This window comes from Geodermatophilus sp. SYSU D00079 (assembly GCF_054050635.1).
In genome coordinates this window covers 1-22,761 of sequence record NZ_JBJGZS010000008.1, presented here as the reverse complement: position 1 = coordinate 22,761, position 22,761 = coordinate 1, and the positions used below count along the sequence as shown (strand labels likewise).

General features: G+C 75.7%; 27 protein-coding genes. 8 read left to right on the top strand and 19 right to left on the bottom strand.

The window, feature by feature from the left end; translation table 11 throughout:
• Positions 1-32: 32 nt before the first annotated feature.
• Together ACI79E_RS09060 and ACI79E_RS09055 are read left to right on the top strand one after the other, a co-directional pair.
• Positions 33-302: a DUF2277 domain-containing protein gene (locus tag ACI79E_RS09060; protein ID WP_456932197.1), complete on the top strand. Its 270-nt coding sequence runs from the start codon at positions 33-35 to the stop codon at positions 300-302.
• Positions 303-399: 97 nt separating this feature from the next.
• Entirely contained in the window at positions 400-948 is a 549-nt protein-coding gene (locus ACI79E_RS09055; protein ID WP_456932196.1) for a hypothetical protein, read from the top strand.
• A gap of 156 nt (positions 949-1,104) precedes the next feature.
• Here ACI79E_RS09055 and ACI79E_RS09050 read toward each other — a convergent pair whose 3' ends face one another.
• Positions 1,105-1,341 carry a hypothetical protein gene (locus tag ACI79E_RS09050; protein WP_456932195.1) on the bottom strand — a complete coding sequence of 79 codons (237 nt, stop codon included), beginning with the start codon at positions 1,339-1,341 and terminating at the stop codon, positions 1,105-1,107.
• A gap of 117 nt (positions 1,342-1,458) precedes the next feature.
• Here ACI79E_RS09050 and ACI79E_RS09045 point away from each other — a divergent pair, with 117 nt between their 5' ends.
• A complete protein-coding gene (locus tag ACI79E_RS09045) occupies positions 1,459-1,980 on the top strand; it encodes a DUF6328 family protein (protein WP_456932194.1) in 522 nt (173 codons plus the stop codon).
• Positions 1,981-1,991: 11 nt separating this feature from the next.
• On the opposite strand, the gene ACI79E_RS09040 is transcribed toward ACI79E_RS09045, so the two are convergent.
• Complete coding sequence (locus tag ACI79E_RS09040) at positions 1,992-2,459, bottom strand: very short patch repair endonuclease (RefSeq protein ID WP_456932193.1); 468 nt, start codon at positions 2,457-2,459, stop codon at positions 1,992-1,994.
• A gap of 103 nt (positions 2,460-2,562) precedes the next feature.
• Between ACI79E_RS09040 and ACI79E_RS09035 the strand changes: the two genes are divergently transcribed.
• On the top strand, positions 2,563-3,999 hold the full coding sequence (locus ACI79E_RS09035; protein ID WP_456932192.1) for a hypothetical protein: 1,437 nt from the start codon (positions 2,563-2,565) through the stop codon (positions 3,997-3,999).
• 144 nt (positions 4,000-4,143) lie between these two features.
• On the opposite strand, the gene ACI79E_RS09030 is transcribed toward ACI79E_RS09035, so the two are convergent.
• From ACI79E_RS09030 to ACI79E_RS08995, 8 genes are all read right to left on the bottom strand, one after another.
• The gene (locus ACI79E_RS09030) at positions 4,144-4,488 is read right to left on the bottom strand and encodes a TfoX/Sxy family protein (protein ID WP_456932191.1); all 345 of its coding nucleotides are present in this window, start codon (positions 4,486-4,488) and stop codon (positions 4,144-4,146) included.
• A 107-nt stretch (positions 4,489-4,595) separates the two neighbouring features.
• A complete protein-coding gene (locus ACI79E_RS09025; RefSeq protein ID WP_456932190.1) occupies positions 4,596-5,222 on the bottom strand; it encodes a maleylpyruvate isomerase family mycothiol-dependent enzyme in 627 nt (208 codons plus the stop codon).
• 188 nt (positions 5,223-5,410) lie between these two features.
• Positions 5,411-6,103 (bottom strand): glycosyltransferase, encoded by a 693-nt coding sequence (locus tag ACI79E_RS09020; RefSeq protein ID WP_456932189.1) that lies wholly within the window; start codon positions 6,101-6,103, stop codon positions 5,411-5,413.
• Positions 6,100-6,954: an NAD-dependent epimerase/dehydratase family protein gene (locus tag ACI79E_RS09015; protein WP_456932188.1), complete on the bottom strand. Its 855-nt coding sequence runs from the start codon at positions 6,952-6,954 to the stop codon at positions 6,100-6,102. The genes ACI79E_RS09020 and ACI79E_RS09015 overlap by 4 nt, the downstream gene beginning before the upstream one ends.
• A complete protein-coding gene (locus ACI79E_RS09010) occupies positions 6,951-7,739 on the bottom strand; it encodes an aldolase/citrate lyase family protein (RefSeq protein WP_456932187.1) in 789 nt (262 codons plus the stop codon). Before ACI79E_RS09010 ends, ACI79E_RS09015 begins: the two co-directional genes overlap by 4 nt.
• A gap of 20 nt (positions 7,740-7,759) precedes the next feature.
• Complete coding sequence (locus tag ACI79E_RS09005) at positions 7,760-8,839, bottom strand: ABC transporter ATP-binding protein (protein WP_456932186.1); 1,080 nt, start codon at positions 8,837-8,839, stop codon at positions 7,760-7,762.
• Positions 8,836-10,353, bottom strand: a complete 1,518-nt coding sequence (locus ACI79E_RS09000; protein WP_456932185.1) for an ABC transporter permease — start codon at positions 10,351-10,353, stop codon at positions 8,836-8,838. Before ACI79E_RS09000 ends, ACI79E_RS09005 begins: the two co-directional genes overlap by 4 nt.
• An 80-nt stretch (positions 10,354-10,433) precedes the next feature.
• Positions 10,434-11,447, bottom strand: coding sequence for an iron ABC transporter substrate-binding protein (locus tag ACI79E_RS08995; RefSeq protein ID WP_456932184.1), 1,014 nt, complete (start codon positions 11,445-11,447; stop codon positions 10,434-10,436).
• An 86-nt stretch (positions 11,448-11,533) separates the two neighbouring features.
• On the opposite strand from ACI79E_RS08995, the gene ACI79E_RS08990 reads away from it, so the two are divergent.
• The gene (locus tag ACI79E_RS08990; protein WP_456932183.1) at positions 11,534-11,983 is read left to right on the top strand and encodes a GNAT family N-acetyltransferase; all 450 of its coding nucleotides are present in this window, start codon (positions 11,534-11,536) and stop codon (positions 11,981-11,983) included.
• Here ACI79E_RS08990 and ACI79E_RS08985 read toward each other — a convergent pair.
• The gene (locus tag ACI79E_RS08985) at positions 11,932-12,900 is read right to left on the bottom strand and encodes a beta-carotene 15,15'-dioxygenase, Brp/Blh family (RefSeq protein ID WP_456932182.1); all 969 of its coding nucleotides are present in this window, start codon (positions 12,898-12,900) and stop codon (positions 11,932-11,934) included. The genes ACI79E_RS08990 and ACI79E_RS08985 overlap by 52 nt on opposite strands.
• 6 nt (positions 12,901-12,906) lie before the next feature.
• The gene (locus ACI79E_RS08980) at positions 12,907-13,860 is read right to left on the bottom strand and encodes a bacteriorhodopsin (protein ID WP_456932181.1); all 954 of its coding nucleotides are present in this window, start codon (positions 13,858-13,860) and stop codon (positions 12,907-12,909) included.
• Between the two features lie 88 nt (positions 13,861-13,948).
• On the opposite strand from ACI79E_RS08980, the gene ACI79E_RS08975 reads away from it, so the two are divergent.
• Complete coding sequence (locus ACI79E_RS08975; protein ID WP_456932180.1) at positions 13,949-14,254, top strand: hypothetical protein; 306 nt, start codon at positions 13,949-13,951, stop codon at positions 14,252-14,254.
• Between the two features lie 163 nt (positions 14,255-14,417).
• Here ACI79E_RS08975 and ACI79E_RS08970 read toward each other — a convergent pair whose 3' ends face one another.
• The 7 genes from ACI79E_RS08970 to ACI79E_RS08940 form a co-directional block, all read right to left on the bottom strand.
• Complete coding sequence (locus tag ACI79E_RS08970) at positions 14,418-15,269, bottom strand: alpha/beta hydrolase (protein WP_456932179.1); 852 nt, start codon at positions 15,267-15,269, stop codon at positions 14,418-14,420.
• A gap of 80 nt (positions 15,270-15,349) precedes the next feature.
• On the bottom strand, positions 15,350-16,357 hold the full coding sequence (locus ACI79E_RS08965; protein WP_456932178.1) for an ABC transporter substrate-binding protein: 1,008 nt from the start codon (positions 16,355-16,357) through the stop codon (positions 15,350-15,352).
• Positions 16,358-16,475: 118 nt separating this feature from the next.
• Positions 16,476-17,645 carry an acyl-CoA dehydrogenase family protein gene (locus ACI79E_RS08960; protein WP_456932177.1) on the bottom strand — a complete coding sequence of 390 codons (1,170 nt, stop codon included), beginning with the start codon at positions 17,643-17,645 and terminating at the stop codon, positions 16,476-16,478.
• 190 nt (positions 17,646-17,835) lie between these two features.
• Complete coding sequence (locus ACI79E_RS08955; protein ID WP_456932176.1) at positions 17,836-18,738, bottom strand: LysR family transcriptional regulator; 903 nt, start codon at positions 18,736-18,738, stop codon at positions 17,836-17,838.
• A 26-nt stretch (positions 18,739-18,764) separates the two neighbouring features.
• Positions 18,765-19,454 carry a maleylpyruvate isomerase family mycothiol-dependent enzyme gene (locus ACI79E_RS08950; RefSeq protein WP_456932175.1) on the bottom strand — a complete coding sequence of 230 codons (690 nt, stop codon included), beginning with the start codon at positions 19,452-19,454 and terminating at the stop codon, positions 18,765-18,767.
• A gap of 43 nt (positions 19,455-19,497) precedes the next feature.
• Positions 19,498-20,370: a fumarylacetoacetate hydrolase family protein gene (locus ACI79E_RS08945; RefSeq protein ID WP_456932174.1), complete on the bottom strand. Its 873-nt coding sequence runs from the start codon at positions 20,368-20,370 to the stop codon at positions 19,498-19,500.
• Positions 20,371-20,399: 29 nt separating this feature from the next.
• Entirely contained in the window at positions 20,400-21,494 is a 1,095-nt protein-coding gene (locus ACI79E_RS08940) for a cupin domain-containing protein (RefSeq protein ID WP_456932173.1), read from the bottom strand.
• Positions 21,495-21,573: 79 nt separating this feature from the next.
• Between ACI79E_RS08940 and ACI79E_RS08935 the strand changes: the two genes are divergently transcribed.
• The gene (locus ACI79E_RS08935) at positions 21,574-22,362 is read left to right on the top strand and encodes an IclR family transcriptional regulator (protein WP_456932172.1); all 789 of its coding nucleotides are present in this window, start codon (positions 21,574-21,576) and stop codon (positions 22,360-22,362) included.
• 32 nt (positions 22,363-22,394) lie between these two features.
• A partial coding sequence (locus tag ACI79E_RS08930) for a PaaI family thioesterase (protein WP_456932171.1) occupies positions 22,395-22,761 on the top strand: 367 nt, incomplete at its 3' end.

Below are 22,761 nucleotides of genomic sequence, written 5' to 3'. Positions count from 1 at the left end.
CCTCCCCAGCGTGGCGCTCCTACGCTGCGGCCATGTGCCGGAACATCCGACCGCTGGCCAACTTCGAGCCCCCGGTGACCGACGAGGAGGTCCAGGCCGCCGCGCTGCAGTACGTGCGCAAGATCAGCGGCACGACCCGGCCGTCCCGGGCCAACGAGGCGGCGTTCGAGCGCGCCGTCGCGGAGATCGCCGAGGCGTCGGCCCGGCTGCTCGCCACGCTGGTGACGACGGCGCCGCCCAAGGACCGCGAGGTGGAGGCGGCCAAGGCGCGGCAGCGGGCGGCGCTGCGGTACGGGAGCTGAGCTGACCGCCGGGCACATCCGGTGGGACGCAACCGGAATGGGGACGGGTCCGGCGGGTACCTGACCCGCACCTCTCCCCCCTTCCCTGGAGCGCCCCATGGCCCGCAACACCCTGTCCCGCGCCATGCACGACCTCGGTCTGTCCGCCTGGTTCGGCGGCACCCTCGCCAACGCCGTCGCCCTCAACGCCGCCGCCGCGGAGGCCGGCGGGGACCGGAGCACCGGACGGGTCGCCAACGTGGGCTGGGACCGCTGGACCCCGGTCAACGCGGTCGCGATCGGCGCCCACCTGGCCGGCAGCGTCGGCCAGCTGCTCGGCAACCGCGGCCGCGTGGCCGGTCAGCAGGGTGTCGCCGGCATGAGCGCGGTCAAGACGGCGCTCACCCTGGCCGCGCTCGGCGTGACCGCCTACAGCCGGGTGCTGGGCCAGACGGTGTCCAACGCCGGCGCGGTGCCCTCGCGGTCCGGTACCAAGCCGGCCCGGCGGACCAAGGTGGCCCGGGCCGAGGTCGCCGCCGCCCAGGAGCAGCTGGACCGGCTGCAGTGGGTGGTCCCCGCCCTGACCGGTGCCCTCGTGGTCGTGAGCTCCTACGCCGGGGAGCAGCAGCGTCCCGGCGAGGTCGCCCGGGGCCTCGCCCAGAGCTGACGCCGGCCGCTCCGCTCCCGGCCCGGCGTCACGACCGCCTCCCGGGTCGCGGTGGGTCGGGGCCGGGCTGCCGTCCGTGGTGCTCGGGCCGGCCCTCCCGGTCCTGCCGGGCCGGCACGACACGGTGGCGGGCCCTCGCGGGGCCCGCCACCGTCGTCATCCGCGGCCGACGTCGCCGGGGTCCGGCGTCCGGAACGGCGGGTCGCCGCGCCGGCCGTCCTCCTCCGCCGGCGACCCGTCGGCCGGCGGCGCCTCCTGCTCCGGCCGGTCGGGTTCCTCCCCGCCGACCCCGAACCCCTCGGCCGGCGCGGGCGCGCCCGCTCCGGGGTCGGCGGCGGGGATGCCGTCGTCCTCCCGGCCTGAGCCGGCCTCCATCGGTGACCACGTCGACACGTCGCACTCCTCCCCCGCCCGGGTGTACGGGCGGCTCCTCCGGCATACCCGCACGTCGGAGCGGGCAGCATCACCGCCCAGGTGAACGCCGGGTGAACACGTCGGGCGGGAGACGGCATGGCGGAGACACGGGCGGCGCACGACGAGGGGGGTGCGCCGGGCGAGAGCCGCAAGGAGCGGATCGACCGGGAGCTGCTGGAACTGCTCAACGAGCTGCGCGTGGCGCTGCCCGGGGTGCAGTTCCTCTTCGCCTTCCTGCTGGTCGTCCCGTTCCAGGACCGCGGCGAGGACCTCACCGAGTTCCAGCGGGACGTCTACTTCGTGACGCTGCTGGCCGCCGCGATCGCGACCGGCCTGCTCATCGCGCCCGCCGCGCAGCACCGCGTGCTGTTCCGGCAGCACGACAAGGAGAACCTGCTGCGGCGCAGCCACCGGTCGGCGTTCGTCGGGCTCATCGTGCTGGCGATCGCCATCTGCTCGGCCGTGCTGCTCGTGACCGACGTGCTGTTCGACCTGGCGCAGGCGTGGGTGACCGCCGGCGCCGTCGCGGCCCTGCTCGCGTGGTGGTGGATCGCCGTCCCGTTCTGGCAGCGGGCGCACAAGGCGCAGGACACCCCGCCCGGCACCAGGGAGCCCTGACCCCTGCCTGCTCAGTCGGGCAACGCCTCGACGACGAGCGCCTGGCAGATGGCCTCGACGACGACGTCCGGGTCCTCGTGTTCCCAGAACCGGAGGACCCGCCAGCCGGCCGACCGCAGCCGCGCGTCGGTGCGGCGGTCGCGGGCGACGTTGCCGGCCAGCTTGGCCACCCACCAGTCCCGGTTCGCCCGGGGCACGTGGCCGCACGTCGGGCAGGCGTGCCAGAAGCAGCCGTCGAGGAACACGACCAGGCGCCGGCCCTTCCAGACGATGTCCCCGCGCGCCCGGGTCTCCGGCCCGGGCCGGACGTCGACACGGAAGCGCACACCGCGGGCGTGCAGCCGCCGGCGGACGGCGAGCTCGTGGGCGGTGTCGCGACGCGGCTGTCGCCGGAACCGGGCGGCCACCACGTCGGACGACGGCGGCGGCGCGGGCCCCGGTCCCCCGCTTCCGGCGACGGCGTCGTTCCTCCCGGACACCCGCGGCTCCTCAGCCGGCCCCGGTGCCGGATGGCGGGCGGGTCGGGGACGTGCGACGGGCGGGCCGGGGACGGGCGAGGGCCGGTCGCCTAGCCTGCGCCTCGTGGACTCGCCGGCGACCCTGGACGCGCCGCCGCGGAACGTCATCCGGTCCCGCAGCCGGTGGACGCCGGCCGAGCTGCTGCCGCCGCTGGTCGTCGGCGTCCTCGGCACGGTGCTCCTGCTGCCGGGGCACGGGCTGTGGTTCGACGAGCTGTTCACGGCGGAGGTCGGGCGCCTGCCGTTGCGGGACATCGTGGCCGCGGTCGTCGAGGGCAGGGGGACGACGAGCTACCTGGTCGACGTGCCGCCGTCGTACAACGCCCCCTACTACCTGGTCGTGCACGCCTGGACGTCGCTGCCGGGGCTGGGTGGGGACACCTCGCTGCGGGTCCTGTCGCTGCTGGCCACCGCGGGCGGTCTGGCGCTGGTGACGCGGGCAGTCACCCGGCTGGCCTCCCGGTCGGTCGGCGTGCTGGCCGGCGTGGTGCTGGCGGCCGGGCCGCTGGTGCTGGAGCAGGCGGTGGAGGCCCGCAGCTACGGGTTGGCCGTCCTGGCCACCGGCGGCGCGGTGCTGGGGTTGGCGCGGTGGCTGCACGGGGCGCCGCGGGGGCTGCTCCTGTTCGGGGTCGCCGGCGCCGGCATGGGGCTCATGCACTGGTACGCGGTCACGGTGCTGGCCGCCTTCGTCCTGGCCGCGGTGCTGCTGCGCGGCCGGCGCGCGCTGCCGGTCGTGCTCACCGGTGCGGCCGCCGTCGTCCCGACCGCCGGGCTGGTGGCGGTCAACCTCCTCAACGGGACCGGGGCCCGCAACGCCGAGCACCTGCGGGACACCGGAGGCACGCTCGCCGACCTCGCCGTCGAGGCGTGGGCCGGTGGCCGCACCCCCCTGCTGTACCTGGGTGTGGGTCTGGCCGTGCTCGGGGCGGTGCGCGGAGCAGGGGTGCGTGTCCTCGGGACCTGCTGGGCGCTGGCCCCGCTCCTGCTGCTGCTCGGCGCCGAACTGGTGCGGCCGGTCTACCTGCCGCGCTACCTGCTCGCCGGCCTGCTCGGGCTCGGCGTGCTCGCCGCGGCCGGCGCCATGGCGCTGCCGCGGGGTGGGCGGGCGCCGGTGGCCGGTCTGCTGGTGGCCTGCGCGCTGCTGGCCAGCTCGCCGCTGGCCGTCCGTGAGCCGCGGGAGCGCGCCGACGACGTGGTGGCCTTCCTCGCCGCGCACCACCGTCCCGGGGAGCCGGTGGTGGCGGCCGACCAGCGGTCGGCGACCGGACTGGACCACTACGTGCGGACGGCGGCGCCGCAGCTGCGGAACGACGTGGTCCTGCCCCCGGATGATGCGCCGGGCTCGGCCGACCGGGTGTGGCTGGTCCGCCGGATCATCGACGGCGCCCCGGTGCCCACCGACGACGACGAGATCCTCGAGGCCGCCGGACTCCGGATGACCGTCGAACGGGCCTTCTCCGGCAGCAAGACCGACCTCGTCGTCCAGCTCTGGGAGCGCTGAGGCCGATCTCCCAGGGGAGTGGCGGACGCTGCGGCGCACCGGGATCACCGACAGGTGGGGTGGGCATCCTGCGGCGTCGTCAGCGCGGGCTCGCGCGGCGTCATCTGCAGGGACGGCCGAGGTGTGGCCGCTCGGTCCGCGTGGTCACCGCCGCGCCGTCTGCTCGACGTTGTACTCCAGGACGGCGTCGATCCAGAACTGCAGATCGCGGTCGTCGGTGAGCGCCTCCTGATCGACGGCGATCCACCCCTCCCCCATCGACCGGCCCGCGCCCATCTCCGCGCGACGGGCCCCGAGCACCTCCAGGTACTCGGCATCGCGGCTGCGGCACACGCGCACCAGCAGGGCACCCCCGCCGGCCGAGACGCAAGCAACCATCTTCTCGTTCACCATGAACGCGAGGCCACCGAACATCCTCACCTCACGCACGTCCTCCTCGTGAGAAACGGCAGCGCGGACGCGGGCTGCGAGGTCGGCGTCGACAGCCACTCTGTCTCCTTCCTGGCGAGTGGAGGAGCTGGATCCTCCGGTCGCTGATCGGCCGATCCCGGGTCCTCCGGGCTCGAGGGTGCTGTCCGTTCTCGGTGTGGACCAGGTCAGGTCAGTCGGCCGCGCAACGTCGGAACGCCGTCCCCGCCGAGGTGGGTGAGTGCGGCCGTGCGGCCGGTGATCGCCAACAGCAGCGCCTCGGCGTCGCCGCTCACGATCGGACCGCTGCCGTGCGCCCAGTCGATGTCGGTCGCCTCGAACCGCAACCCGTCCACGGTGCCCCGGGCGACGACGCCACCGACGGGAGCGGCGGTCAGGTGGGTCAGCGACGTGTGCAGGCGCTCCTCGGGGATGTCGTGCGGCAGCCCCAGGGGCCAGCGGATGTCCAGGCCGTGCACGAGGAGATCGGTGAGCGGCGCCTCGGGACCTGCACCGGGAGGGGTGAACCGCGAGTCGGCCTTCTGACGCAACACCTCGATGATCTCGCCGAAGGGCCGACGCGCCTGCTCGCGGGCCAGCCGGACGTTGGCCCGGTCGAAGTTCCCGCGGCAGGCCAGCATGGCCAGCACGAACTTCGGGATGCCCACCTCCAGGGGCACGACGAGGTGCGCGAGCACGTCGCGCACGCTCCAGCCACTGCACAGGCTCTGCGTCGCCTGCTGCTCACTCGTGAGCCCCGCCATCTGGGCAGCCAGACTGCGACGTTCGTCGGCGATCTGCCCGAATGTGTCCACGACGCATCGTGGCATGCGCACCGGGGCGTGTGGCCCACGTACGGGACCAGGTGAGAACTGCGACCGGCGACAGCCGCCCGTGCGCCCGCAGCCAGGACTGCATGCTCGTGAGCCCGTCGACCTCTGCCGCGATCCTGTTCTGCGCGGCCAGGAGCCTGCGCCAGCGGTCCAGCGGTCCGGCGCCTGGGTCAGCGGCGCTGCCGCAGGGCCCACACCAGGGAGCGCGCCGACTGCACGAGCCGGTCCCGGTGGCTCCACGCCGACCGGCCCTCCGGCCGCCGGTCCCGCGCCACAGGGACGCTGGTCACCCGCCGCCGGGTCGCGCCGACGGCCAGCACCACGCTCGGCGCCCCCCCGCCGAGCACCGCCGCGACGACCGCATCCCGCACCGCCGGCCCCATCGCGAGGAAGGCACCGGCGTCCGGCGGCAGCCCGGTGAGCCGCGCGGCCAGCCGGCGGTGCGCCGTCCCGCTGAGCCGCCGGACCGCCGACTCGTAGGCGCCCCGGCGGCCGGCGAAGACGGCGTCGACGTCGCCGAGGGCCAGGCGGTCCAGGAGCACCGGTACCGCCTCCGGGGGGTCCTGCAGGTCGGCGTCCAGGCACACCCAGACGTCGGCGTCGGGCTCGGCCGCCAGGCCGTGGGCCAGGGCGGCGTGCTGCCCGGAGTTGACGGTGAGCCCGGAGACGGCGATGCGGGGGTCGGCGGCGCTGAGCGCGGAGGCGACCGCCGCGCTGTCGTCGGGCGAGGCGTCGACGACCAGCCGCAGCCGCCAGTCCCGGCCGGCCAGCGCCGCGGCCAGCCGCTGCGCCAGCGGCGCCAGCGTCGCCTCGTTGCGGTACACCGGCACGACGACCGCGATCCGCGGTCCCGGCGGGCTCATGCCCCTGCGGCCCAGGTGCGCGCCAGCCCCTCGGCGAGGTCCACGGTCGGCGTCCAGCCCAGCAGGGCCGACGCCCGCGACGGGTCGCTGACCCAGCAGTCGGTGTCCCACTCCCGTCCCGGGTGGGCACCCGGCGCGGTGGCGATGGGCCGGCCGGTGACCCGCTCGGCGGTGGCGACCAGCTCCTCGGTGGCGGTCTGCACGCCGGTGCCGATGTTGAGCACCTGACCCGGTGGCAGGTCGTCGGCGAGCGCGGCGCGCAGGCAGGCGTCGACGACGTCGCCGACCCACACCCAGTCCCGCCGGCTGACCCGCGCCGGCAGCGGGACGACGGCGCCGCTGCGGGCCGCTTCGAGCACCACGGGGACCAGCCGCGTGGGGTGGTCCCCGGGCCCGTACACCTGGAAGGCCCGCAACACCGCCGTCCGCACGCCGCGCTCGGCGCCGGCGGCCTGCAGCAGCAGCGAGCCGGCGGCCTTGGTGGCGCCGAAGAAGCCCCGCGGCCGCAGCGGGGCGGCCTCGGTCAGCGGTGCCGGGCCGGCGCCGTACTCGGTGGAGGAGCCCAGGCGGACCACGGCGCGGCAGCGGTCGGGCAGGGCGTCGACCAGCCACGGGCTGGTGTTGACCGCGACGGTGGCGGCCCGCTCGGCCGGCGTCGCCTTCGCCCGGCCGGCGGCGAGGGAGAAGACGACGTCGGGGTCGGCGTCCCGCACCGCCGCCGCGCCGGCCACGGGGTCGGCGAGGTCGACCTCGGCCCGGGTCAGCGGGACGACGTCCCAGCCGTCGGAGCGCAGCCGGACGACGAGGTGGCGGCCGACGAACCCACCGGCGCCGGTGACCAGCGCCCTCACACCGGCTGCGCCTCCGGGACGCCGGTCACCGCGGCCACGAACGCGGCCCGCCGGTCGGCCGCCTCCGCGGGGCTCGCGGCGCGCAGGCGGTCCAGCGCGGCGTGCAGGCGGGGCACCTCGACGAACGGGTCCCGGCCGGCCATGTCGGCGGTGAACGAGCGGCGCAGGAAGGTGAACGCGGTGCCGAGGCGGAGCAGCTCGGCGGCGAGCAGCTCCCCGGGTACGGGGAAGCCGCCCCCGGGCAGCGTCAGCCCGCCCACGCCGAAGGGCCGGTCGGTGACCGCGGCGCGGACGGCGTCCACGGTGCCGTCGACCAGCGGCGCGAACAGCTGGGTCGCGCCGCGGTCGATGCGCAGGTCGTTGAGGCCCACGTACACCCGTGACAGCGGCCGCGCGGCGAAGTCGGCGGCGCGGGCGACGGCGTCCTGCGTCTCGATCAGGATGCCGAGGCCGCAGCGGCCCGCGACCAGGTCGAGGGTGCGGTCGACCTCCTCGGTCGTGCGGACCATGGGCAGCATCAGCTCGTCGACGCCGCGGGCCACCGCGTCGTCCACCTCGGCCGCGGTCCAGGGGCCGTACCCGTTGAGCCGGCACAGCAGCCGCCCGTCGGTGGCGGCGCGCATGCGGCTGAGGTCCTCGGGGGTGTCGGCGTTGATCTGGGTGCCTTCGCCCGCCTGCCGCCGGTGCTTGCCGCGGCGCTCCCAGTCGACGACGATCCCGGCCGCGCCGGCGGCCACCACGTCGGCGCCCCAGGTCGGGTCGACGGAGAAGAGGAAGAGGTCCACGCGGGGAAGCGTAGGCATACCTAAGCCGTTTGCGCGCCCGTTTCCGCACGGTGCCCGACCGGCACGGTCCCACCGGCGGGGAACGGCAGCGCCGCGCCGACGACGTGCACCGACACGTCGTCCCCCGCCGAGGGCAGGTCCCGCCCCTCCAGCCGGGCGCTGAACGCGGGACCGGAGTGCAGCTGCAGCCGGACCCGGGCGTCGTGACCGAAGAAGTCCACGCCGCGCACCCGCGCCGTCGGACCGGCACCGGGGGCGCCCAGCCGCAGCTGCTCGGGCCGCAGCAGCACCCGCGCGGGCCCGTCGGGGCACGGCCGGTCCAGCGGCAGGACGCCGAGCGCGGAGTGCGCCTGACCGTCGAGGACCTCGGCGTCCAGGACGACGGACTCCCCCACGAACGTCGCGACGTCGAGGTCGCGTGGGCTGCGGTAGAGGGTGCGCGGATCGGCCAGCTGCACCAGCCGGCCGCCCCGCAGGACGGCCACCTCGTCGGCCATCGACAGCGCCTCGGCCTGGTCGTGGGTGACCAGCACCGCGGTCGCCCCCGACGCGCTCAGCGCCTCGGCCACCGCCTGCCGTGTCTCCTCGCGCAGCGACGCGTCGAGGGAGGAGAACGGCTCGTCGAGCAGCACCAGCGAGGGGCGGGGCGCCAGCGCGCGGGCCAGCGCGACCCGCTGCTGCTGGCCTCCGGACAGCTGGTGCGGGGCGCGCTCGGCCAGCGCCGGGTCCAGGCCCACGAGGGCGAGCAGCTCCGCCACCCGGGCGGTGTCGCGGCGCTGCCGCCGCGGCAGGCCGAAGGCCACGTTGCCGGCCACGCTCAGGTGCGGGAACAGCCCGCCCTCCTGGGGCACGAACCCGATGTGCCGGCGGCGCGCGGCGAGGCTGTGCCCCGGCCCGGCCACCAGCCGTCCACCGAGCTCGATGGTGCCGGTGTCGGGGTCGTCGAAGCCGGCGATCAGCCGCAGCAGCGTGGTCTTCCCGCAGCCCGAGGGGCCCAGCAGCGCGGTGAGGCCGCCCTCGGGGACGTACAGGTCGACCCCGGTGAGCACCGGGGTCGGGCCGTAGGACTTCGTCACCCCGGTGACGGTCAGCGAGCTCATGTGGTCAGACCTCTGCGGGCGTCACGGGACAGCAGGACGGTGGCCGGCGCCGACAGCAGCACCATCACGACGGCGTAGGGCGCGGCCGCCCCGTACTCCAGGGCGCTGCTGGCCGACCAGAACGCCGTCGCCAGCGTCGTCGTCCCGGTGGGGGCGAGCAGCAGGGTGGCGGTCAGCTCGGTGACCACGGCCAGGAAGACGAGGGCGGCTCCGGCACCGATGCCGGGGGCGAGCAGCGGGAGGGTCACCCGGCGCAGCCGGTCCGGGGCGGAGGAGCCGAGGGACGCCGCGACGTCGTCGTGGAGCCGCGGCGACTGCTCGACCGCAGCGCGCACGGGGACGATCGCCCGGGGCAGGAACAGGATCGCGTAGGCGGCCAGCAGCACCGGCACGGTCTGGTAGATCCACGGCGTGACGTCGATGGCGATGGTGACCAGCGCGAGCGCGATGACGATCGCCGGCACCGAGCTGCCCAGGTAGGTGCTGCGCTCCAGCAGGGTCGCCACCCGGCCGCGGGCGCGCACCGCCAGCCAGCCGGTGGGCAGCGCCATCGCGGTGGTGACCGCGGCGGCCGCGGCCGCCAGCCCCAGCGTCGTGCCGGTCGTGGTGACCAGGGCACCCACCTCGAGGTCGGTGGACGAGCCCCGGACCAGCCACGTGGCCAGGCTGGCCAGCGGCACCGCGAGCGAGAGCCCGACCAGCGCGGCCAGGCCCAGCAGCGCGGGGGCCTGCAGTGCCCCCAGCCGCACCGGCCGGCCGGGCCGGGCCACGCCCGCGCCGGTGCGGGCGTACCCGTGGCGGCCGCGCAGCCGGACCTCGGCCAGCAGCAGCACGAGGCACAGCAGCACGAGGACGCCGGCCAGCATGGTGGCGCCGGGCCCGTTGAAGGTGGCCCGGTACTGGTCGTAGATCGCGGTGGTGAAGGTCGGGTAGCGCAGCATCTGCAGGGCGCCGAACTCCGCCAGCACGTGCAGCGCGACCAGCAGGCTGCCGCCGAGCAGGGCCACCCGCAGCTGCGGCAGCTGCACCCGCCGGAACACCGCCCAGCCCGACAGCCCGAGGCCGCGGGCGGTCTCCTCCAGGGCCGGGTCCAGCCCGCGGAAGGCGGCGACGACGGGGAGGTAGACGAACGGGGAGTACGACAGGGTCACGACCAGCAGCGCCCCGGCGTAGGTGTCCAGCCCGGGCAGCAGCGAGATCCACGCGTAGCTGTTGACGAACGCCGGGACGGCCAGCGGCGCCACGAGCAGCACGTGCCAGACCCGCCGTCCGGGCAGGGCGGTCCGCTCCACCAGCCAGGCCGCGCCCACCCCGAGGACGGCGCAGAGCAGCACCGTCCCGCCGACCAGGCGGGCGGTGTTCCACAGCAGCTCGCCCACCCGCGGCCGGAACACCAGCTCCCGGATGCCGCTCCAGCCGACGTCGACGGTCGAGGCGACGATGTAGACCAGCGGCAGCAGCGTGAGGGCGGCGACGGCCGCGGCGAGCACCAGCGTGACGGGGGTGCGGTGCACCGCGGAGCGCGGGCGGGCGCGGCCGCGGGGTGCCGGGCGGTCCGGCGTCCCGGGCCGGGCGACCGGCGGGGCGGGAGCGCTCAGAGCAGCCCCACCTCCTGCATGAGCTCGGTGACCCGCCGCTGGTCGAGCGACCCCGGGTCGACGTCCGGCGCCTGCAGCTCCTCCAGCGGGGGCAGCACGTCGGCGGAGGCGACGCCGGTGCCGACGGCGTACTCCAGCGCGGTGCTCTCGGCCAGCTTCTGCTGGGCCTCCGGGCTGGTGAGGTAGGCGACCAGCTGCTGCGCCTGCTCCGGCTGGTCGGTCGAGGCCAGCACGCCCGCGCCGGAGACGCTCACGAAGGCGCCGGGGTCCTGGTTGCGGAAGTAGTGCAGCCGCGCGTCGTCGCCCTGCAGCGCGTTCTCCGCCTGGTCGCGGTACCAGTAGTAGTGGTACATGACGCCGGCGTCGATCTCGCCCTCGTCGGCGGCGCGCATCACCGCGGTGTTGCTCTGGTAGACGTCGGCGTTGCGCTCCAGACCGGCCAGCCAGGCGCGGGCGGCGTCCTCCCCGCGCAGCGCGAGGACGGCGCTGACGATCGCCTGGAAGTCCGGCCCGCCGGCGGCGATGCCGATGCGGCCCTCCCACGCCGGGTCCGCCAGGTCGAGGATCGACGCGGGCAGCTCGGCCTCGGGCAGCTGCGCCGGGTTGTAGACCAGCACGGTGGAGCGGGCGGCGAAGCCGACCCAGGTGCCCGAGGCCGGGCGGTACGGCTCCCCGACCTGGTCGAGGGTCGCCTGGTCCAGCGGGGCGAGCAGCCCCTCGTCGTCGAGGATGTCGATCGACGGGCTGTTCTCGGTGAGGAAGACGTCGGCCGGCGACGCCTCCCCCTCCTGCACGATCTGGTTGGCCAGCTCCGCGTCGTTGGCGTCGCGGAACTCCAGCTCGATGCCGGTCTCGGCGGTGAAGTCCTCGAGCATGGTGCGGACCAGGCTCTCGTGCTGGGCGCTGTAGACCGTCAGCGTCTCCGTGTCACCGGCGGCGTCGGACCCGCACCCGGTGAGCACGCCTGCGACGGTCAGTGCGGTGGCGGTCGCCCGCCCGAACCTCTTCACCCACGCGCTCCCGGAGATAGGTGAGCCATACCTGACCTGAAGGTGTACCACGGACGGCCGTCGCGGCGTGGGCTACAACTGACGCCGTGCCCCCCGCTCCGCCGCTGCCCATGCGCACCGCCCGCTTCGCCGAGCTCACCCCGTACGAGGTCTACGCGCTGTGCCGGTTGCGGGTCGACGTCTTCGTGGTGGAGCAGCAGTGCCCCTACCCGGAGCTCGACGGCCGGGACGCCGAGCCGACGACGGTGCACCTGTGGTTCGACGACGACGGTGCGGTCGCGGCCACCATCCGGGTGCTGGACGACGGCGACACCCGCGCGATCGGCCGGGTCGCCACCGCGGCGACGCACCGCGGGCGCGGGCTGGCCGCCGACCTCATCCGTGCCGGCATCGAGCTGTGCGAGGGGCACCCGATCACGCTCGGCGCGCAGGCCCACCTGGAGGGCTGGTACGAGCGGTTCGGGTTCCGGCGCAGCGGCCCGGGCTACGTCGAGGACGGCATCCCGCACGTGCCGATGCGCCGCGAGCCCGCCTGACCCCGCGCCCGGTCCAGCCACGTCACGGTCAGCGTGTGCGGGACGGTCAGCGCGGCGAGCACCGGCAGGAGGACGGCGACGAGACCGTGCCCGCCGCCGGTCGTCCGCCAGAGCACGAGCAGGACGACGAGGGCGGCTGCCGTCGGCAGCGCGGCCGCCCGCAGGAAGCGGCGCAGCGCAGCGCGCGGGTCGGCGGCCGGGTCCTGCACCGCGAGCCGCGCCACGTGCCGCAGCGAGTGCCAGGTGCCGAACCAGAGCCCCAGCGCGACCGGCGGGGGGAGCACGAGCACCACCGCCAGCAGCACGGCCACCTCCAGCGCCTCCAGCCGGCGCCGGGCCACCAGCAGCACGGCGCCGAGCACCACGGCGGCCACGACGACCCCTGGGACGACGGCCGACGGCAGCAGCGCCGGTGCCGCGGCGGACCCCGGCAGGACGGCCGCGAGGACGCGCTCGGCCTCCGGCGACGGGCGGGCCAGCGGGACGAGCAGGACCACCGACCCGAGGACCAGCGCCGCCGCCACCCGGCGCCGCACCGGCCCGCCACGGCGCAGATCCGCCACGGCGGTCTCCCCGCTGCCGAAGTGCCACACCGAGAGGGCCACGAACAGCGCCAGGCCGGGGCCGGGGAACGCCCGGAAGAGCAGCCAGGTCACGACGGCGAGCGCGGCGTACCCGCCCACGACGAGCCCCCACCCGCGGGGCGGGCCGGCCGGCCGGGCGCCGAGGAGCACGTGGTCGGCCGCCCCGTGCGGCAGGCCGAGGAGCAGGCCGCAGACCAGCACCACCGGCCCGGCCGCCCCCCACCCGCCGGGCACGACGAACTCGACGGCCAGCCCGGCGAGCGCGGCCGCCAGCGAGACGACGGTCGCCGTCCTCAGGGGCGCCGAGGCGCGGACCGCCGTCGGGGCCGGCACGACCGGTCAGGCCCCGGGTGCCCGGGCGCCGGCGTCCGGGGCGCCGGCGCCACGGGCCGCGCCTAGCCGGTCGGCCACCGCCGGGGAGACCCGGCCCAGCTCGGGGAGCACGCCGTCGCTCTTGTGCACGTTGCTCGACCACACCGGCTCGGGGTGGGTGTCGACGCCCGCGGCGACGTCCTCAGCGGTGCGCAGCTTGGCCACCTTGTGCACGAGCACGCCGAAGCCGATCTTGGCCACGACGTCGGCCACCGAGTAGCCGACCTGCATGGCGGTGAACCAGGCCGGCGTGACGTCGGCGAACACCGGTACCGCGTAGACCAGCGGGTAGATGCCGAAGCTGCTGAGCAGCACGATCGTCGCGTTGCGCAGGCTGGCCGCGGCCTCGGCGCCCATGGTGGGCAGCGACCGGCGCACCGCGCCGATGAGCGCCACGTACAGGTAGGCGAAGAACAGCGTGCTGATCAGGCCCCACACGACCAGGGCCAGCGTGTCGCGGCCCTGGTCGACGACCTGGGCGCCGATGTACCCGGTGACGATCATCAGGAAGGCCGCCGCCATCGTGGTGAACCGCAGCCGGCGGGCGGCCGCGCCGGCGATCGAGCAGACGGCGAGCAGCTCGACGGTCAGCAGCGGCACCGTGACCGACCAGTCGATGAAGCGGGTGCCCTCGGTGGTCCGCGCCTCCTCGTTGGGCACGAAGACGCCATCCTCGAGCCGGAACCCGCTGTCCCAGTCGAGGTACAGGAGCAGGTAGGCGACCGTCGCCACGGCGGCCAGGCAGATGGCGGCGTAGGACGAGGGCCGGTAGCGCGCCGAGACCTCGTCCCGGCTGACCCAGGAGTAGAGCAGGTAGGCGAACAGCGCGAACCCGGCGCCCAGGATGGCCAGCTGCACCACGTCGTAGAGGCCCAGCGGCATGGTCTGCAGCTCGGGGACGGACGAGTCGGACGGGTCCACGGGCGGCTCCCGGGGCGCAGGGACGGGACCCGTGCGCGCTACCCGTCCGCACGCCCGGCCCAACCCCGGCGTGGGGCAGCATGCCCCCGTGGACCCCGACGAGCTGCTGCGGACGGCGGCGCGCGGCCTGGAGCGGCTGGCCGCCCGCACCACGCCCGGCGACTGGCGGGCCGGTGGGCTGCTGGCCAGCCGGCCCGAGGTGGTCGCCCACCTGCCCGGCGGCGGGACCGAGCACGTGGCCGAGGCGCGGGCCGGGACGGGCGCGTGGATCACGGCGCTGTCGCCGGCGCTGGCGGCTCCGCTGGCCGCGTGGCTGCGGGCGGCCGCGGACACCGCGCCGGTGGACCCCGTCGCCGAGGCGTTCGCGCGGGCCCTGCTGGAACGCGTGCCGTGAGCGGCCGCGGGGAGGCCCGGCCCCCCCGTGACACCGGATCTCCCCGCGGTGACCGGCCAGTGTACGGAACGGGCCGGTTCTGTTACCACGCGGAACGGCGGACGGGTCGGACGGGGCGGGCCCGTCCGCGGTGGGGCCGGGACGGGGTCGGCGGCGCCCGGGGTCAGACGCGGGCGTCGACGAAGCGGGTGATCTCCGCGGCGAGCGCGGCCTCGGCGCCGCCGTACTCGTGCCCGGCCCCCGGCAGCTCGAGCCACGCCCGGTCGGGCACCTGCAGGCGGTCGTAGAGCGCGCGCCACGCGGCGGCCCGGGTCTCCGCACCGCCCCAGGCCAGCAGCAGAGGAGACGACGACGCGTTGCAGCCGTCCAGCCAGCGGTCCGGGCGCTCGGCGAGGCGTTCCAGGAAGGAGGCGGCCGAGATGGCGAAGTACCAGGCGGGAACGGGGATCAGCAGGTGGCCCCGGCCGCGGTCGACGAGGTCCTGCGCGTGCACCCGGGCCTCCTCCAGGGCGGCGTCGTCGGCGAACCACGCCGACAGCGGGAACCGCACCGAGGTCAGCGGGGAGAGGAACACCCGCCCGGCCACCTCGGGGCCGGGCGCCCAGTCACCGAGGAAGTAACCGCCGGCGGAGTGCCCGACGACGACCACCGGCAGACCGGTCCGCTCCCGCAGCCAGCTCACGCCGGCGCGGAGGTCCAGCGGCCCGTCGTCGAGCCGCTCCCACATGCCGCCGTACGCGGCCTCGGCGCCGGTGGCGATGCCGGCGTCGTCCCCGAGCCGGCTGTAGCCGAGGTCGTGGCAGCGCAGGTTGAGCGCGAGGTGCACGAACCGGTCCGGCGCGACCAGCGGTGGCAGGGTGCGCGGGGGGCCCGAGTAGAAGTTGCCGCCCTTGCCGTGCACGTGCAGCAGCGCGGCCGTCGGACGCGCCGGCGGCGGGTACAGCAGGCCCTCCAGCCGGGTGCCGTCCTCGGCGGGGACGTCCACCAGCTGCGGGCCGCCGGTCGGGAGGTTCACGGAGCTCCTCGGGTCGCGAGGAGGCCCCGGTGCGGCGCCGTTGCCGCACCGGGGCCTCCGGTCAGTCGTCGCTGGTCCGGTCAGTCGTCGATGATCGCGGCGTCGTAGTCGATCTCCTCGTCGACCAGCCCGTACTTGACCATCAGCTCGCCGAAGGTCCGGATCGACTCGGGGTCGTTCTTGCCGCGCCACTGGATGAGGTTGATCTGCTCGGCGAGGGCCGGGTCGATCTCGATCAGCTCCGGCATGGCCTGGCGGAAGGACTCGGGGTCCTCGCGGATGTCGTCGGCGGTGGCCTGCACGGCCCGCCCGAAGGCGGCCACGACGTCGTCGCCGACACGGGCGATGGTCTCGTCGGTCATCACCATGGTGCCGATCTGCAGGCCCGGCTCGATCCCCACCCACGGGCGGTGGACGACCCGCAGGCCCTGGTTCTGCCCGATGGTGGCGAAGGGCTCGATCACGATGCCCGCGTCGACGTCGCCGCGGGTGATGGCGGCGAGGATCTCCGGGAAGGGCAGCTCGACCGGGCTGATCGCGTCCTCGGCGAAGCCCTGCTCGTCGCGGATCCGGCCGATCGCCAGGTCGTTGACGTTGCGCAGCGCGTTGACGCCCATCCGGACGCCGTCGAGGTCCTCCGGGCCCTGGATCGGGCTGTCGGGCTTCACCAGGACCGCGGCGAAGTCGCCGTCGGGCTCCTCGGAGGTGGCGCTGCCGGCGGCGACCATCTTGATCGGCAGGTCCGCGTTGATGCTGGTGATCGCCGAGACCAGGTCCAGGCCCAGGACGTCCATGTCGCCCTGCACCAGCGCGGGGACGGTGGCGGTGCCGCCACCGGGGTTGACCCGCGCCTGCAGGTCGATCCCCTCGTCCTCGAAGTGTCCGCGCTGGACGCCGTAGGCCACGAAGGAGTACGGGCCACCGGGGGTCTCGGCCATGGTCAGCGTGGTCAGACCGCCGCCGTCCCCGCCGCCCGTGGCCCCGGACGCGTCGCTGGAGCCCGCGTCGTCGGACCCGCCACCGCACGCGGCACTGGCCATGAGGACGGTGGCGGTCACCAGCGCCCAGGCGGCTCTCGAGGACTTCATCCGGTCTCCTTGGAGGTCGTTCGTCACGCCGACCCGGCGGACGGCGCGCTGTAACGTACGTCACGGTTCCACGCTGGGCAATCGGCGTGGAGGAAGTTCCGCCAGGTCGAACAGCGGGTCACTTCAGCGAGAAGTGCACCCAGCGTTTGCCCTCCTCCAGCCCGGCCAGCTCCCGGCCGGCGGACTGCATGACGAGCGGCGAGGACGACACGTGCTGCGTGCCGCCGTGCACGTCGCGGAACAGCCGCTGCAGGGTGCCCCGGCGCAGCGCGTCGGTGCCGGCGGAGGTGTAGGCGAACTGGGCGATCCCGGCGACGGAGAACGTGGCGTTGTGCAGGGCCACCCGGTTGAGGGTGTGCAGCCGCAGCGGGATGTCCTCCCCGCGTCCCTGCGTCTCCTCGATCTCCTCCCACACCTCGTAGAGGAGGGCCTTGGCGGCGCGCAGCTGCACCTCGGCCTTCGCGAAGTGCTCGGCGAAGGCGGCGGTGTCGGTCTGCGCCCCGGGCCGGCCGGCCTTGGCCCGGACGACGGCGGCCAGCTCGTCGAGCACCCGGCGACCCACCCCCAGCACCCAGCCGCCGTGGTTGATGCTGGCGAAGTTGCCGATGCCGATGCGGTAGAGGTCGCCACCGGTGACCGGCTCGGTGCTCAGCGAGGGGTAGCTGTACTCGATCGGGACGAAGCAGTCCTCGAGCGTGTAGTCGATGCTGCCGGTGCCGCGCAGGCCGAGGACGTCCCAGTTCTCGATGAAGGTCACCTGCTCGACCGGCACGATGAAGAACCGCGTCTGGCCGGACTCGGCGTCCAGGGCGGCGGTGTGCAGGTGCGTGCAGTGCTTGATGCCGGAGGCGAAGGACCACTCGCCGCTGATCCGGTGCCCGCCGGGGACGGGGACGGCGCGGCCGGGTTTGGTCCCCTGGCCGGCGATGCCCAGCCGCCGCGTGGCGAACAGCTCGCGGGCGGCGTCGGGCTGGAAGAACGCCCCGGCCAGGCCGGTCGCCAGGCCCATGGCCATCGTGACCCAGCCGGTGGAGGGGTCGGCGTGGGAGAGGGTCCGGAACAGGTCCATCGCCTGCCGGGGGGTCATCTCCGCGCCGCCGAGGGCGCGCGGGGTGAAGACCCCGATCGCGCCGATGTCGTACAGCGCCTCGATGACCGGCTCGGCGATGCGGCCGGTGCGGTCGTTCTCCTCGCCGTGCGCGTCGACGAGGTCGTGCAGCCCCTCCGCCGCGCGGAGGACCTCCGCCGGCGTCCGCCCGGGTGCCACCGCCTGCTCCTGCACCGTCATGCCCGCTCCTCCGTCGCCGGTTCCGTCCGCCCAGGAATGTAGGGACGCGGAGGGGCCCGGGACGACGGTCCGGTGATACGGACTCGGGCCGGGCTGATCCCCGTTGGGAATCAGCCCGGTGAGCAGCGCATCCGGCGAGATCGCAGGACACGGGCGAGGGCCCTGCTGGCGCGGTGATGACCGGCAGGAGTCAGTCCGCCGGTGGGAGCTCGCCGTCCTCCCAGGGGCGCAGCGCCAGGAAGTTGTCGAGCACCGCCGGCCGCGGCCCGGCCCGCCAGAGGGCACCCATGGTCAGCGCGAGGTCGCCGTCCTCCAGCGGCACGTGCGCGACGCCCGCCGAGGCGGCCAGCCGCGCCGACGCCGGGGCGAAGGCGACGCCGAGGCCACCGGCCACCAGGCCGAGCGCGATCGAGGTGCTGCTCACCTCGTGGGCCACCCGGGGGCTGAAGCCGGCGCGGTTGCAGGCGGTGACGTAGTAGTCGTGCAGGCCCGGCTCCACCGTGCGGTCGATGAGGATGACCTCGTCGCGGGCGATCTCCTCCAGGCGGGCCGACGACCGCTCGGCCAGCCGGTGCCCGCGCGGCACGACCAGCAGCACCGGCTCCTCGCTCACCACCGCCGTCCGCAGCTCGGGCCGCGGCGGGATCGGCAGCCGGGTGAAGGCGAGGTGCATGGTGCCGTCGGTGACCCGCTCGAGCGCGGTCCGGCTGGTGGCCTCGCTCAGCGTGAGGACGACGCCGGGGTGGTGCCGGCGGAACGCGCGCAGCGACCGGGGCAGCAGGTCGGCCAGCGCGGGCTGGATGAAGCCGATGCTCAGCCGGCCGACCTCGCCGCGGACGACCGCGCGGGCCCGGTCGACCGCGCCGTCCGCGCGGGCGAGCACCTCGACGGCCTCGGCGAGGAAGACCCGGCCGGCCTCGGTGAGCAGCACGCCGCGACGGTCGCGGTCGAGCAGCCGCACGCCCAGCTCGTGCTCCAGGGCGCTGATCTGCTTGCTGAGCGCCGGCTGGGCGACGTGCAGCTTCTGCGCGGCCCGCCGGAAGTGCAGCTCCTCCGCGACGGAGACGAAGGAGCGCAGGTGGCGCAGCTCCACCGGCTACCGCGCCGGGGCGGGCGCCGTCACAGCCACGCGGGGACCTCCGGGATCCCGCCGTCCGCGGCCAGCCCCTCACCCCGGGAGCGCCCGGTGAGCCACGCCGTCACCGACGGCAGCGACCCGGAGACGGCCACCGCGCCGGTCCCCCACTCGCGGTCGCCGGCGAACACCACGACGTCGGGCACCTGGTCGCGGCGGTCCCACATGCGGAACACGTCGTCGACCATCGCCGCCTGGACCTCCTCGTCGATGTCGCCGAAGCCGACCCCGGCGTCGAGGTCCACGGCGTGCACGTACACCTCCCGGCAGCGCATCCAGGGCACCTCCGACGCCGCCACCTCGCGCCCCTGCGCCGTGCGGACCGGAGCCGTCCAGGCCTCCTCCGGCAACCCGTGCACCGCCTCGGCCAGCCGCGCGGTGGCGGCCAGCACCTCACCCCGCAGCGCCGCCGGGGACAGCGCCGCCGCTGCGGCGATACCCGCCTCCCGGGCCTCGGCCGAGGCGTACATCGGGGTCTCGACACCGGTCCTCGCCCAGTGCAGCAGGTTGCACAGGGCGTCGGCGTTGCGGGCCACGTGCGCCAGGAGGTACTGGCGGTTCCAGCCGGGGAGCAGCGACGGGCCCTCGAACTCCTCGTCGGTGAGCCGGCCGAGGGCGGTGCCGAACAGCCGCTCCCCCTCGGCCCACCAGTCGAGCGTCTCCGGCTTGGTCATGCGCTCCTCCTCGGGGCAGGCGCCTCCGCCGTGCCGGAGCGGCTCAGCGGACGGTCACGGCCATCGAGCCGATGCGGCTGACGGTCATCTCCAGCTTCTCACCCGGGGTGATGGGGCCCACGCCGGGCGGCGCGCCGGTGAACAGCACGTCGCCGGGCAGCAGGGTCATGACCGAGGAGGCGTAGGCGACGATCTGCGGCACCGGCGTGAGCAGGTCGCGGGTGTTGACCGCCTGGCGCACCTGCCCCTCGCAGGTGAGCAGGATGTCGAGGTCCGAGCCGTCCCCGACCTCGTCGGTGGTGACCAGCCACGGCCCGAGCGGGCTGAAGGTGTCGTAGCTCTTCCGGCGCGACCGGTCCGCGGCGCTGCGCACGGTGATGTCGAGCCCGGCGGTGAAGCCGAGGACGGCGTCCATGGCCGACTCGACCGGGATGTCCTTGCCGCCGGCGCCGATGACGACGACGAGCTCCGACTCGTGGTGCACCTCGTGCCCGGCGGCGACGACGTCCGGGGGCAGGACGACGTCGGCGCCCGGGCCGACGATCGAGGACGGCGCCTTGAGGAAGACGTCGAACTCCATCATCCAGGACTCGACCCGGCCGAGCGTCCGCTCCTGGACCCCGTGCATCTCCGCCACGTGCTCGCCGTAGTTGCTGGCCGCGGCGAGCACCTTGGACGGGCCGAGGACCGGCGCCCGCAGCGCGACCTCGGCGACCGGCCGCGGCGTCCCCGCGGCGGCGGCCTCGCGCAGCGCCGGGAGGACGGTGGCGGAGTCGCGGCACAGCGCGCGCCACCACCCGGCGGTGAGCGGGTCGGGGTCGTGCGGCCAGGGCAGCGCGCCGGTCACGTCGACCAGCGTCGCGTCGTCGGCGGAGACGACCCCGAGCCGGTGGTCGTCGAAGAGTGCGAGCTTCACGGGTCTCCAGTGTCAGCGGGGGTGGGTGCTCAGCGGGGGGTGAAGGTGCCGGTCACCGTCTGCGGCTCCGGCAGGACCTGCTCGCGGTAGATGCCCAGCGCGCGCAGCACGGGGGCGTCGGTGAGCTGGAAGAGGACGCTCTCCTCGCCGGCGGTGTGCTCGACCGCCGACCAGGACGGCGCGACGAACATGTCGCCCGGGCCCCAGTCGAAGCGCTGCCCGTCGATGACCGTCGAGCCCGCGCCCTGGAACGCCACGAAGACGGCGTTGCCGCTGCGGCGCACCGGGGCGCTGCGCCGGCCGGCGCGCACCCGCAGCACCGAGCAGCCGAGGGTCGGCAGCACGCTGGCGCCCGTGGTCGGGTTGACGTACTCCAGCGCGAGCACCGGCTCGTCGGACTCCGCGGCCAGCCGGTCCAGCTCGGCGGCGGTGTCGGCCCAGCGGTAGACCAGCAGCGGCGAGGGCGCGGGGGTCAGCGGCCCGTCGACCCAGCCCTGCACGTACCGGGTGCCCGGCGGGTGGACCCGCTCGGACAGGTTGTGCTCGGCCGGCTGCGGCTGGCTCTCCCCGGGCCCGGGGTAGGGCTCGAAGAACACCGCGTCCAGCGCCTCGACCATCGGGAGGTCCAGCCCGTCGAACCAGAACATCTCCGAGTCGCCGCCGTTGACGTGGTCGTGCCAGTTCCACGACGGCGTGAGCACCAGGTCGCCGGGGTGCATGTCGCACGCGTCGCCGTCGACCGTCGTCCAGACGCCCTCGCCCTCGAGGACCCAGCGCACCGCGCCGGGGGTGTGCCGGTGCGCCGGCGCGGTCTCCCGCGGGCCGAGGCACTGGATGGCACCCCAGAGCGTGCCGGCGGCGTAGGGCCGGCCGGCCAGGCCGGGGTTGGCCAGGCTGAGCACCCGCCGCTCCCCGCCGCGCTCGACCGGGACCAGCTGGATGGCCCGGCGGGCCAGGGGCTTCATCGTCGCCGCCGACCACAGCCACGGGATGGCCCGCGGCTGCGGTGTCGGGGTGAGCAGCTGCTCGGTGATGGTCCACAGCGGCCGGAGGTCGACCGCGGCGAGGTCGCGGTAGAGCGCCTCCAACTCGAGATCGGTGCGCGTCTCAGGGGTGGCAGTCATCGGCGGACCTCCTCGGTCATGCGGGTCAGGCTAGACAGCAGTTCCACCCTCCACCTAGGAGGCGCTCTACAGTTCCGGCATGTCGAATTCCGCGTCGGCGCCCGAGGGGCCGACCACCACGTCGGTCGACAACGCCCTCGTGCTGCTGCAGCTCGTCGGCGAGAGCCAGGCCCTGCGCGTGGCCGAGGCCGCCGACCAGCTCGGCGTCGCCCGGTCCACGGCGCACCGGCTGCTGACCGCGCTGCGCCGCCGCGGGTTCGTCACGCAGGACCGGCCCAACGGCGCCTACCGCCCGGGGCCCGCGCTCTACGAGATCGGCCTGGCCGCGGTCAACCGCATCGACATCCGGCGCGTGGCCCGCCCGGTGCTCGAGCAGCTGCGCGAGGAGACCCAGGAGACGGTCAGCCTGGCCCTGCTCGAGGGGACGACGGTGCGCTTCCTCGACTGCGCCGAGAGCCCGCGGTCGGTGCGCGTGGGCAACCGCACCGGCGTCGTCCGGCCGGCGCACGCCTCGGCGGTGGGCAAGGCGGTCCTCGCTGGGCTGTCCGACGCCGAGCTGGACCGGCGCTACCCCGGCGGGACCCTCCCGGGGGGCACGACGGCCGCCGCGCTCACCGACCTCGGACAGCTGCGCGCGGAGCTGGCCACGATCCGGGCGCAGGGGTACGCGCTCAACTGGGAGGAGAGCGCCGACGGGGTGTGCGCGGTCGCCGTGGCGCTGCGCGACACGGTCGGCCAGCCGCTCGCCGGCCTGGGCGTGGCCGCGCCCAGCAGCCGGATGCGGGACGTCGAGGCGATCCGCGCGCTGGCCCCGGCCGTCGTCCGCGGTGCCGAGCTGGTGCAGGAGCGGCTCCGGACGCCGTCCTGACTGGACCGCGCGCGGCCGGGTAGCGAGGCGCCATGGCAGAGCAGACGGGGCCCGGGGGTTACGCCGAGCGGCTCGGGGCGGAGGTGACCACCGCCGACGACGGCAGCGCCCGCATCGGGTTCGAGGCGCGCGAGGAGCACCTGAACCCGGCCGGCACCCTCCACGGCGGCGTGCTGGCCACCCTCGTCGACACCGCGATGGGCCAGGCGGTGCGCACCACCACCGGGGAGGGCGAGGTCCCTGCGACCAGCCAGCTGACCGTCACCTACCTGCGGCCGGGCCGGCCGGGGCCGCTGACCGTCACCGCGCGGGGGGGGGCCCCCGGGGCGGACCTGACCCACAGCGAGGGCGCCCACGACAACGACGGGCGGGCCCGGGCCCCCCCGGGGGCCTCCGTGC